Source organism: Brevundimonas bullata, assembly GCF_014207965.1.
GTDB classification, from domain to species: domain Bacteria; phylum Pseudomonadota; class Alphaproteobacteria; order Caulobacterales; family Caulobacteraceae; genus Brevundimonas; species Brevundimonas bullata_A.
The window spans coordinates 41,875-53,990 of the sequence record NZ_JACHLM010000001.1; the positions used below are offsets into that span (position 1 = coordinate 41,875).

7 protein-coding genes are annotated in these 12,116 nt (G+C 66.6%); 3 read left to right on the top strand and 4 right to left on the bottom strand.

The window, feature by feature from the left end; all coding sequences use genetic code 11:
* Positions 1–54 precede the first annotated feature (54 nt).
* Positions 55–2,883 carry a M14 metallopeptidase family protein gene (locus HNP51_RS00250; RefSeq protein ID WP_184265610.1) on the top strand — a complete coding sequence of 943 codons (2,829 nt, stop codon included), beginning with the start codon at positions 55–57 and terminating at the stop codon, positions 2,881–2,883.
* 249 nt (positions 2,884–3,132) lie between these two features.
* Here HNP51_RS00250 and HNP51_RS00255 read toward each other — a convergent pair whose 3' ends face one another.
* The 4 genes from HNP51_RS00255 to HNP51_RS00270 form a co-directional block, all read right to left on the bottom strand.
* A complete protein-coding gene (locus tag HNP51_RS00255) occupies positions 3,133–4,398 on the bottom strand; it encodes a dicarboxylate/amino acid:cation symporter (RefSeq protein WP_184265613.1) in 1,266 nt (421 codons plus the stop codon).
* A gap of 162 nt (positions 4,399–4,560) precedes the next feature.
* Positions 4,561–7,875 (bottom strand): TonB-dependent receptor, encoded by a 3,315-nt coding sequence (locus HNP51_RS00260; RefSeq protein ID WP_184265616.1) that lies wholly within the window; start codon positions 7,873–7,875, stop codon positions 4,561–4,563.
* Between the two features lie 105 nt (positions 7,876–7,980).
* Positions 7,981–8,937, bottom strand: a complete 957-nt coding sequence (locus HNP51_RS00265) for a FecR domain-containing protein (protein ID WP_184265619.1) — start codon at positions 8,935–8,937, stop codon at positions 7,981–7,983.
* Positions 8,909–9,505 (bottom strand): RNA polymerase sigma factor, encoded by a 597-nt coding sequence (locus tag HNP51_RS00270; protein WP_184265622.1) that lies wholly within the window; start codon positions 9,503–9,505, stop codon positions 8,909–8,911. The genes HNP51_RS00265 and HNP51_RS00270 overlap by 29 nt, the downstream gene beginning before the upstream one ends.
* 147 nt (positions 9,506–9,652) lie before the next feature.
* Between HNP51_RS00270 and HNP51_RS00275 the strand changes: the two genes are divergently transcribed.
* Positions 9,653–11,665 (top strand): NADPH-dependent 2,4-dienoyl-CoA reductase, encoded by a 2,013-nt coding sequence (locus tag HNP51_RS00275; RefSeq protein WP_184265625.1) that lies wholly within the window; start codon positions 9,653–9,655, stop codon positions 11,663–11,665.
* 14 nt (positions 11,666–11,679) lie between these two features.
* On the top strand, positions 11,680–12,108 hold the full coding sequence (locus HNP51_RS00280; protein WP_184265629.1) for a nuclear transport factor 2 family protein: 429 nt from the start codon (positions 11,680–11,682) through the stop codon (positions 12,106–12,108).
* The last annotated feature ends 8 nt before the right edge of the window (positions 12,109–12,116 follow it).

The following is a 12,116-nucleotide window of genomic DNA, read 5'->3' on the forward strand; positions in this document are numbered from 1 at the left end:
GTTGCCGCTACGTCATGTGTTGAGCGCCCCGCTGCTGCTTTTGACAGGAACGCCATGATCAGACCGTCCACCCCCGCCGTTGCGCGGACCCCAGTATCGCGTCGCCGCCCCCTGCGGGCACTGGCCTGGACGGTCGGTTTCGCGGCCTTCGCCCTGACCAGCACCAGCACCCTGGCCTATGAGGCCGCGCTGGCCGAGGCGCCGGTCGCCGTCCCGGCGCCCGCCACGGCTTCACGCATCACCTCGCCGCAGGAGGCCTTCGGCCACGCGGTCGGAGCGGACTATCACCTGGTCAACTACACCCAGTGGGAAGCCTATCTGAAGACCCTGGCCAGCCAGTCGGACCGGATGAAGCTGGTCGAGATCGGCAAGTCCTCCGAGGGCCGCACCCAGTATATCGCCATCGTCTCCACCCCCGAGAACCTGGCCCATCTGGACCGCTATCAGGAGATCGCGCGTCGCCTCGCCAAGGCTGAAGGCGTCACCGAAGACGAAGCCCGCGCCATGTCCGCCGAGGGCAAGGCCGTGGTCTGGATCGACGGCGGTCTGCACTCGACCGAGACCGTCCCGCCCCAGGCCCTGATCGCCGCCGTGCATGAATGGCTGACGGCGGAGGACGCCGAGGCCCTGCGCGTCCTGAACGACACCATCATCCTGTTCGCGCCGCTGAATCCGGACGGGATGGAGCTGGTCTCCAACTGGTACATGCGCAACGCAGACCCGCTGAAGCGCGAGTTCGCCTCGATCCCGGTGCTGTACCAGAAGTACGTCGGCCACGATAACAACCGCGACTACTACCTGTCGGCCATGGCCGAGACGACCAACGTCAACCGCCAGTTCTTCCGCGAGTGGTTCCCGCAGATCATCTACAACCACCACCAGACGGCGCCCGCCGGGACGGTGGTCTTCATGCCGCCCTTCCGCGACCCGTTTAACTACAACTACGACCCGCTGGTCATGGGCACGCTGTCGGAAGTCGGCGCGGCCATGCACAGCCGCCTGATCGAGGAAGGCAAGCCCGGCTCGACCATGCGCAGCGGCGCCAGCTACTCGACCTGGAACAACGGGATGGAGCGCTCCATCACCTACTTCCACAATGCGGTGGGCCTGCTGACCGAGATCACCGGCCACCCGACGCCCAGCCAGATCAGCCTGATCCCGCAGAACCAGCTGGCGCGCAACGACCTGCCCATGCCGGTCGCGCCCCAGACCTGGCATTTCGCCCAGTCGATCGAATACTCGCAGTCGATCAACCGCGCCGTGCTGAACTACGCCTCGCGCAACAAGGACCGGCTGCTGTTCAACATCTGGCGCATGGGCCAGAACGCCATCGACAAGGGCAATACCGACACCTGGCGCATTACACCGACGGGCGTCGAGGCTCTGGTGGAAGCGGCTCAGGAACAGGGCGCCGTCGCGGGCCGTCGCGGCGTCGATCCGGCCCTCTATGAAAAGGTGCTGCGTGATCCGGCGCGTCGCGATCCGCGCGGCTATGTGATCCCGGCGGATCAGGCCGACCTGCCCAACGCCGTGGCCTTCCTCAACAGCCTGATCAAGACGGGCGTGGATGTGGACCGCGCCACGCGCGCCTTCACCGTGGGCGGCACGACCTATCCGGCCGGTTCCTATGTGGTGAAGACGGCCCAGGCCTATCGCCCGCACGTGCTGGACATGTTCGAGCCGCAGGATCACCCGCACGACCTGCAGTATCCGGGCGGCCCGCCCGCCCTGCCCTATGACGCCACCGGCTACACGCTGGCGCTGCAGATGGGCGTGAAGTTCGACCGCATCCTCGACGGCTTCGAAGCCCCGACCGAACGCGTCGCCGACGTCATGGCCCCGCCCGCTGGCAAGATCGACGGAACGGGTCGCGCCGGCTGGCTGATCGATCACGCCCCGGTCAACGGCTACATCCTGTCCAACCGCCTGCTGAAGGCCGGCGTGCCGGTCTTCTGGCAAGAAGGCGAGACCCGCGCGGGCCGTCAGACCCTGGCCCCCGGCGCCCTGTGGATTCCGGCCAGCGATGCGGCGCGTCCCATCGTCGAGGCCGCCGTGCGCGACCTGGGCCTGAACGCCCACGCCGCCGCCCGCGCCCCCGGCGGCGACAAGATCGCGCTGAAGCCCGTACGCGTCGGCCTGGTGGATCGCTACGGCGGCTCGATGGCCTCGGGCTGGACCCGCTTCATGCTGGAGCAGTTCGAGTATCCGTTCGAGGTCGTCTATCCGCAGCGTCTGGACGCCGGCGATCTGGCCAAGGACTTCGACGTCCTGGTCTTCGCCTCGGACATGATCCCGGCCGACCTGTCGGCGGCCGCCCAGCGCGACCAGCCCGAGCCGGAATCCATCCCGGCCGAGTATCGCGGCTGGCTGGGGCACATCACGACCGAGAAGTCGGTGCCGCAGATCGACGCCTTCGTGCGCGGCGGCGGCAGCGTCGTCACCATCGGCTCGTCGCACCGTCTGGCCACGGCCATGGGCGCGCCGGTTCAGGACGTGCTGCTGAATGCGGACGGCAAGGCTCCGGCCTCGACCGACTTCTTCATCCCCGGCGCCGTGCTGAAGACCGAGGTCGACAACCGTCAGCCGCTGGCCTTCGGCGCCCCGGCCCAGATGAACGTCTTCTTCAACCGCAACTCGGGCTTCCGCCACACCGGCGAAACCGGCTCCATCGTCCGCTATCCTGAGCAGGTCGCGGTCGCCAGCGGCTGGGCCATAGGCAAGCAGAAGCTGTCGGGTTCGGACGCGGTTCTGGACCTGCCGCACGGCGAAGGCCGCGTCATCGTCCTCGGCCCCGACGTGGTCAACCGCGCCCAGGCCCGCTCGTCAGTCCGCCTGCTGTTCAACGCCCTCTTCTATGGGCCGGCGATCAGCGCGGAGAAGTAAGGACGGCGGCGGCGGTCTTCGGATCGCCGCCAGCCTTCCGGCAAGCGACCTGCATATATCCGCTCATCCCCGCGGAAGCGGGGACCCAGTGAGAGCGCAGTCTGAGCGCCTTCCATTGACCGAAGACCCTTGGAGCCAAAGCACTGGGTCCCCGCTTCCGCGGGGATGAGCGGGCAATCAAATGGCGCGCACAGCAAAAAGGCCGCCCCATCGCTGGGACGGCCTTTTCATTTCCAGCGCCTGGTAAGCTTAGGCGACGGCGGTCTGGGGCGCGTCGGGCCCGCCCTCGGGGATGTCATCCAGTTCGCCTTCCCACTTGGCGACCACGGCGGCGGCGACGGAGTTGCCGACCACGTTGGTGGCCGAGCGGCCCATGTCGAGCAGGTGATCGACGCCGAGCACGATGGCGATCCAGGCTTCCGGCAGACCGAAGTAGGTCAGGGTCGCCATGATGACCACCAGGGAGGCGCGCGGGATGCCGGCGATGCCCTTCGACGTCACCATCAGCAGCAGCAGCATGAAGACCTGCTGCGAGACGCTGAGGTGCACGCCGTGCGCCTGCATGATGAACATGGTGGCGAAGGTGCAGTAGAGCATCGAGCCGTCGAGGTTGAACGAATAGCCCAGCGGCAGGACGAAGCTGACGATGCGGCGGCGCACGCCGACGGTGGGCAGGGCGTCCAGGATGCGCGGATAGGCGGCTTCCGAGCTGGCGGTCGAGAAGGCCAGCAGGGCCGGGGTGCGGATCACCTTGAACAGCGGCAGGACGCGACGGCCCAGCACGGCGGCGGCGGCCACGAACAGCAGGCCCCACAGGATGGCCATCGAGCCGTAGAAGCCGAGCACGAACTTGGCGTAGACGGCCAGCATCTCCAGACCTTGCGTGGCGATGGTCGAGGCCAGGGCGGCGAAGATGGCCAGGGGGGCCAGCTTCATCACGAACTCGGTCACCTTCAGCATGATGCTGGCGGCCTGTTCGACCAGATTCAGCACCGCCGGGGCCTTGTCGTCCAGGGCGGCGACCGCCGTGCCGACGAACAGGGAGAAGACCACGATCTGCAGAATCTCGTTCTTGGCCATGGCGTCAAAGATCGAGGTCGGCACCAGATGGGTGACGAAGCCGTGCAGCGAGAAGGCGTCGGTCGAGGCCGCCGGGGCCGTGGCCAGCGCCGCCTGCGGCAGGTGCATGCCCGCGCCTGGCTGCAACAGCTGCACCATCATCAGGCCCAGCAGCAGCGACACCACCGAGGCGCCGATGAACCAGGTCATGGTCTTGACGCCGATGCGGCCGACCGAGGCGGCGTCCTCCATGTGGGCGATGCCCGCCACCAGGGTCGTAAACACCAGGGGCGCGATGATCATCTTGATCAGACGCAGGAAGACATCGGTGATCAGCGACAGATTCGTCGCCGCCGCGGCCGCCTGATCGGCGCTCAGATACTGGTTCACGCCCCAGCCGACCAGCACGCCCAGGATCATGGCGCCGATGATGAGGTAGGCGAATATTCGGTTCATTTTCAATGTTCCAACTGCACTCGGCTCACCCCGTCGGAACATTCCCCCCCGACCGTACGAGCCTCGTCCGTCCATACAAAAGCGGGGCGGCAGACGTTCGAAACATCCACCGCCCCGCCTCGTTCGCGTCTTTGCTAAAGCCTATCGGCCCGCACGACTAGATCAGAACGACTTGCGGATCGTCGCATACCACCAGCGACCACGGTTCGAGTGGACGCTGCCGTCGTAGCCGTAACGTTCGTTGGCCAGCGGCGGGTCTTCGTTCGTGATGTTGCGAGCGCCGACGCGAAGGCGCGTGCCTTCCATGCGACCGCTCTCGAACTCGTACTGGACGTAGAGGTTGTGGGTCAGCCAATCCTCGACGACCCAGTAGTCGCCGCTGCCGACCAGGGTGGCCGAGGTGTCGTAGTAGTCGCTGACGTAGCTGGAATAGATACCCGTGCTCCACGGACCATTGTCCCAGGTCAGGCTCGACGACGCCTTCCACTGAGGACGACCGTTGCGACGGACCAGTTCCTCGACGCCCGAGACGGTGACGCCCGAGATAACGCCGTCCTTGAGGCCGTCCAGCAGCAGCTGGTGGTCTTCATTGGCGTCCTGATACAGCTTCAGCCACTGGCTGACGTTGACGCTCCAGGTGAAGGAGCCGATCGGCGTCTGACGCAGGCTGTAGTGCATCCGGTAGTCCACACCTTCGGACTCGCGCGGCTGCAGGTTCCGATAATCGTCCTTGATCGACAGGATGGTGCCGACCGGCGCCAGACCGGCGGCCAGACCGTCAGCGATCTGCTGGGCGTCCGGCGCGGCGCGCACGACGTTCTCGTTGAAGCTGCCAATCTGACGCAGATAGTAGTCCATGATCAGCTGGTTGGTGCCGCCGAAGATGCCGACCAGGTCGGTCTGGTTGATCTTCCAGTAGTCCACCGCGAACGTCAGCACGCCATAGTCGCTGGACCACAGCTTGGGCTCGAAGACGAGGCCGGCGCTGAGGTTTTCCGAACGCTCGGGCTTCAGATCCGGGTTGCCCGCGCGGTTCTCGATCCGCGATTCCGAGGCGCAGTAGTCGTTCGTAGTGCCCAGGTTCGGAATGGCGCCGATCGCCACCTGAACCGCGCAGGCGGCGTAGTCGCGGCGCGAGTTCGAGCGCTGGAAGTCCGGCTGATGCAGTTGCGTCAGGTTCGGGGCGCGGAAGCCCTTGGACCAGGCGGTGCGGAACATCAGCCAGTCGTTCGGACGATAGGCCAAGGCCACCTTGGGCGCCCCGACCAGACCGAACAGGGAATAGTCCTCCAGACGACCGGCCACCTGCATGTCGATCGACTTGACGAAGGGGATGTTCATCTCGGGCGAGACGACCGGGATCGCCAGTTCGGCGAAGGCCGAATAGACGTTGCGCGCGCCCGAGCTGTCGGGGGTGTAGGTCACGCCCATGATGTCCGACTGGCTGGTGACGCCCGCCAGATCGGTGAAGGTGATGGTGCCGTCCAGGCGGTCGTCGCGGTCTTCGGTGAAGCTCTCGCGACGCGCCTCGACGCCCGCCGCCAGACCGACGTCGCCGGCCGAAAGCGTGAACAGATCAGCGCGCGAGACGTGGAAGTCCCACTGCATCAGTTCGGTTTCCGCCGTGCGTCCGACGCGAACCGTGAAGCTGTCGAGGGTGTCCTGGTTGTTCACGCCGAAGACGGCGTTGCGCGGGTTGTTCAGATCGCCGCCGACGAAGGGGTTGTAGGCGTCGGCCGTCGTCCGGTTGATGGCGGCTTGCAGGCCGGTCATGCTGACGCCGTCCATTTCGTCTTCGGTGCGCGCCTTGGAGTAGAGCAGCGCGCTTTCCCAGTCGAAGCCGCGGTACTGGCCACGCAGACCGCCGACGAAGCGGGTCGTGACGTTTTCCACGTCGACGCTGCGGTAGCCCAGGTCGGCGAAACGGTAGTCCTTGATCTCGACCGGCGCGCCTTCCAGCGGCACGGAGCCCGCGCCCGAGACACCGATGCCCGGCAGACGCGCGGTGACGCCCAGGGTGCCCAGCGGGTTCCAGTAGGCGGTCGGCGACATCAGCACGCGCTGGAAGTCCAGCGGCGTGTCCTGCTGGCGCTGCGACCAGGTGCTGGCCTGATAATAGCCGACCTCGCCAAAGGCCTCGATGCCATTATCGAACTGGTGGTTGATGAAGGTGAACAGGTTGGCGCGATCAACAGCCGAGCTGATCGTCCGCATCGTGTCCAGGTCGTAGCGCAGGTTCTGGTCTTCGTTGTTCGTGGCCGTCGTCAGCGACAGCGTCGAGTTGTCGAAGCAGGTCCCCGCGACGAAGCCCGTCGCCACGCAGCCTGGGTTCGTGCCCGGCTGGATATGGAAGGAGCCGGCGGTGGCGGTCAGCGGCTTGCCGCCGACGGTCGTCGTCGCCCTGCCCGGCGCATAGGTGCCCGGCTGCAGCCGATAGCCCTCGGCCCAGGCCGTGATCGAGCTGTAGGTGACATAGTCCAGGCCCGTGGCCCGGTCGCCGAAGCGGTTGATCCGGCCCTCGACGGTCGCGTAGTCGCGCTCCCAGATGAACAGGGCGTCGCGGGTCAGATAGTCGCCCATCACCGAGATATTGGTGCGGCCGTCGTTGAATTCCTTGCCGGCCTGGAAGTTGAAGGAATACTCCTCCATCCCGCCTTCATCGCGGCCCATGCCCGACTGAACCGTCAGACCGTTGAAGTTGCCGCGCAGGACCGTGTTGACCACGCCTGCGACCGCATCCGTGCCGAACAGGGCCGCGGCGCCGTCAGCCAGCACCTCGACGCGCTGGACGCCCATGACCGGGATCGAGTTGGTGTTGACGGTCGTGACCGGCACATAGTTTTCGATCTGGGTGCCGGGGTGAGCCACCAGGCGGCGGCCGTTCAACAGGGCCAGGGTGTTGCCGGTGCCCAGCGCCCGCAGGTCGATCGAGGCCACGTCGCCGCGCGCGCTGTTGATGCCGCCGTTGTCGGTGTCGGCGTCGTTGAAGTTGACGTCGCCGGCCTGCGAGATGGCGCGATACAGGTCGTCGCCGTCAACGGCGCCGATGGCGTCGATGTCCTGAGCGCCGATCACGGTGACCGGCAGGGCTTCGTTGATGCGGGTGCCCTTAATGCGGCTGCCGACCACCACGACCTCGTCGACCTGGGTGGCGTCGGTCGTCTTTGGGCGCTGGCGCAGGACGAAGGTCGTTCCCTCGTGGCTGACGATCTCCAGATCAGTGCCGTCGATCAGCAGGTTCACCGCAGCCTCGACATCCATGACGCCGTTCACTGCGCGGGTGCGCACGCCCGTCAGATGCGCCGTCGGCGCCGAAATCTGCACGCCGGCCTGACGCGCCAGTTCCGTGATGGCCTGGCTGATCGGCTGGGCAGGAACGTTAAACGTTCGATCCTGCGCCTGAGCCCCATTCACTGCACACAACAGCGCCAATCCCGCGGCGCTCGCCGCCAGGCCCTGCTTCCAAGACGCTCTCATAACCCCGACCCTTGATACTTTTCTGGACGTCCGCCGTGCGACGGATCTCCTCCAAGACGCGGGGGGCGCGCAAATCCTCCAAAAAAAGCAATTCGTGGTCGGAAATTAGACCAGACGGCGGCTCAACCGGATTTCCTCGGCGTTCACCGTCACGTCCAGATCCAGACTTCCGGCCGCTGCACGGGCGAAACTGACGGGGTCATTGGCCACGAACAGGCCGGTGATCCGCAGGCTCGCGACCAAGGGATCGGCGGGGACGATGCGGGTGGGGTTGTAGCGCGCGAACTCCCGCGCGGCCCGCATCAGGGTCTCGTCTTCCAGCTGGATCCGGCCATGACGCCAGGCCAGTTCGCGGTCCGCGTCGATCTCTCCAGTGTGAACCGGCGAGGCCCCATCGGACAGATAGGCCCGCGTATTGGCCGCCAGATCGAGCGCCTCGCCTTGCGCCCCGTTCAACTCGACCTCGCCGCCGAAGGACACGACCTGGAGGGGCGACCTGCCCAGACGACGCACCAGGAAGCTGGCGCCGTTGGCGATGACCGCCGCCTCGCCCGAACGCACAATAAAGGGACGGCCCGCGTCGGCGACCACGTTGAACAGGGCCTCGCCCGTGTTCAGCACGATCTCGCGCGCCTTGCGATTATAGCGGACGTCGCCCTCTGACAGCGTGTTCAGCGTCATCACCGAGCCGTCGTCCAGCGGCACGACCCGGGTCTCGCCCATGCGGGTCTCGAACGGCTGGGCCTGGTTCCGCAGAGCCGCCAGCGCGCCCGCGCCGCCGACCGCGACCACCGAGATCGAGGCCGCGATCAGGCCGCGTCGGCTGATGACCGGCTTGGGCGTCGGACGCGTGAGCGGAATGGCCCCGCCCGCAAGGGCCGCCGCCCGGCGACTGTGCACCGCCACGGCCCGCGCCCGCGCAAAGGCGCCCAGACGCCGCACGTCGCCCTCCAGCCAGGCGTCCAGCTCCGCCTGATCCGCCGGGGACAGCGGCCCGTCGTCAAGTCTGGCCGCCCAGAGGCAAGCCGCTCGCTCAACCTCCTGGCTTGTCTGCCTGACCATGAACCTTACCGCGTTGTTGTTTCTCAGACTTAGACGCGACCACCGCGTCAAATCCGCCATTGGCGTAGGCGCTCATCAACAGGCCCAGCCCCTTGGCGATGTGTTTTTCGACCGTGCTTTCCGCAATACCGGTCCGACGCGAAACTTCCTTCTGCGAAAGCCCCGAGACCCGGCTTAAAAGGAATATCTTTCGCGTTTTTTCCGGCAGACGGGAAATCATCTCAGCCAGGACCTGAAGCTCGTTTCGCGCCATCACCGTGTCTTCCGGCGTCAGCTCATCCACCGCCAGTTGCAGGCTCTCGACCTCGGCCAGAGAGCGGATCGAGACGACGCTCTTGCGGCGCACCCGGCTGACCAGGACCGAATAAGCCGTGCGGAAGAAGTAGGCTCGTACATTGCGGATTTCGGACACGTCGGCGACCGTCACCAGCTTGGCGTAGGCTTCCTGAATAATGTCGTCGACGTCGAACTCGGCCTGACGCCCACGGCGCAGCCAGCCGCGCACCGCAGGCTCATGCGGCATCACATGCGTGGCAAGCCACAGCGCTCGTTCGTCAGAAACCCCCATGCGTCGCTTCTGCATGACAGGGCCCGTCCGGTTCAACCGCTATTTTAAGCGCCCGCACTCTGTGCGCCGACGAATTATTGCAACTCATTGCAAAACTGGATGGGCGCGATACAGTTTGTTCAACTGATTGCATAACAGGCGGCCGTCATGCCCTACCCCGAACTGCTCAAGCCGCTCGATCTGGGCTTCACCACCCTGAAAAACCGCGTGCTGATGGGCTCGATGCACGTCGGGCTGGAGGAGGTCGAAAACGGCTTCGAGCGCATGGCCGCCTTCTACGCCGAGAGGGCGCGCGGCGAGGTCGGGCTGATTGTCACCGGCGGCATCTCGCCGAACGAGCGCGGCCGCCCCATGCCCTGGGGCGCCAAGCTGACCACCGAGGAGGAGGCCGAACATCATCGCCTCGTCACCGCCGCCGTCCACGCCGAGGGCGGCAAGATCGCCTTGCAGATTCTGCATTTCGGCCGCTACGCCTACCACCCGGACCTGGTCGCGCCCTCGGCCATCCAGGCCCCGATCACCCCGTTTGCTCCCCACGCCCTGACCGGCGAGGAGGTCGAGCAGACCATTGAGGACTTCGTGCGTTGCGCGGCTCTCGCCCAGTCCGCCGGCTATGACGGCGTCGAGGTCATGGGGTCCGAGGGCTATCTGATCAACGAGTTCATCGCCGCCCGCACCAACCAGCGCGACGACGAATGGGGCGGCTCGTACGAGAACCGCATCCGCCTGCCGCTCGAGATCGTGCGCCGCACCCGCGAGCGCGTAGGCCCCAACTTCATCATCATCTACCGCCTGTCGATGCTGGACCTGGTCGAGGGCGGCTCGACGGCGGAAGAAGTGGTGCAACTGGCCAAGGCCATCGAGGCCGCCGGCGCCACCATCCTCAACACCGGCATCGGCTGGCACGAGGCGCGCATCCCCACCATCGCCACCAGCGTCCCGCGCGCGGCCTTCGCCTGGGTGACCAAACGCCTGAAGGGCGAGGTCTCCATCCCCTTGGTCGCCACCAACCGCATCAATACGCCCGAGGTGGCCGAGCGCCTGCTGGCCGAGGGCTATTGCGACATGGTGTCGATGGCCCGCCCCCTGCTGGCCGACCCCGCCTTCGTGCAGAAGGCGCGCGAGAACCGCGCCGACGAGATCAACACCTGCATCGGCTGCAACCAGGCCTGCCTCGACCATACGTTTGCGGGCAAGATCACCTCCTGCCTGGTCAATCCGCGCGCCTGCCACGAGACCGAACTGGTCATCGCCCCGGCTGAAGGCGCGAAGAAGATCGCCGTCGTCGGCGCCGGTCCCGCCGGCCTCGCCTTCGCCGTCACCGCCGCCGAACGCGGCCACGACGTCACCCTGATCGAGGCCTCCGGCGAGGTCGGCGGCCAGTTCAACATCGCCAAAAAGATCCCCGGCAAGGAGGAGTTCGGCGAAACCCTGCGCTACTTCCGCAAGCAGTTGGACCTGACCGGGGTCAAGGTCCGCCTCAACACGCGCGCCGAGGCTGAAACCCTGGCCGACGAGGGCTTCGACGAGATCGTCCTGGCCACCGGCGTGACCCCGCGCACGCCCGAGATCGATGGCATCGACCACGCCAAGACCCTGTCCTACCTCGATGTCCTGCGCGACGAGGTTCCGGTCGGAAAGGCTGTCGCCGTCATCGGCGCCGGCGGCATCGGCCACGACGTCAGCGAATATCTGGTCGAGCGGCACGCGCCGCCGTCCATCGACCGCTTCTTCCGCACCTGGGGCGTCGATCCCGACTACCGCACCGCCGGAGGCCGCACCGCGCCCCAGGTCGAACCGGCGGAGCGTCAGGTCTTCCTGATGCAGCGCTCGACCGGCAAGGTCGGCGAGCGCCTGGGCCGCACCACCGGCTGGATTCACCGCGCCGCGCTGAAGATGCACGGCGTCGTCACCGCCAGCGGCGTCGCCTATCGCCGCATCGACGACGCGGGCCTCCACGTGACCATCGACGGCGCCGATAAGACCCTGCCGGTCGATCATGTGGTCATCTGCGCCGGACAGGAGCCCCTGCGCGATCTGCACGACGATCTGATCGCGCGCGGCTGCTCGGTCCATCTGATCGGCGGCGCCGACGTCGCCGCCGAACTGGACGCCAAACGCGCCATCGACCAGGGCGTACGCCTGGCCGCCGCCCTCTGAGGAAGGAAAAGCTCATGACGCCGACCCTGCATCCCGCCGCCGCCGCTTCGCTCACCCAGTGGCATGACATGGTCGCCGCCCAGGACCTGAGCGGTCTGCACGCCATCACCCATCCCGAGGCCGTCTTCCGCTCGCCGGTGGCGCACAAGGCCTATCACAGCGCCGACGCCGTGGTTCTGGCGGTCAGCACCGCCGCCAGCGTGTTTTCCGACTTCGCCTACCACCGCGAAGCCGCCACTGCCGACGGCCTGAGCGTGGTGCTGGAGTTCAGCGCCAAGGTCGGAGACAAGAGCGTCAAGGGCATCGACTTCATCCGCTTCAACGAAGACGGCCAGATCGTCGATTTCGAGGTCATGATGCGTCCCCTGAGCGGGGTTCAGGCCATGGCCGAGGAAATGGGTCAACGCCTCGGCGGCCTCCTGCCCGCTTTCAAGGCCTCCTGAGGTTCGGC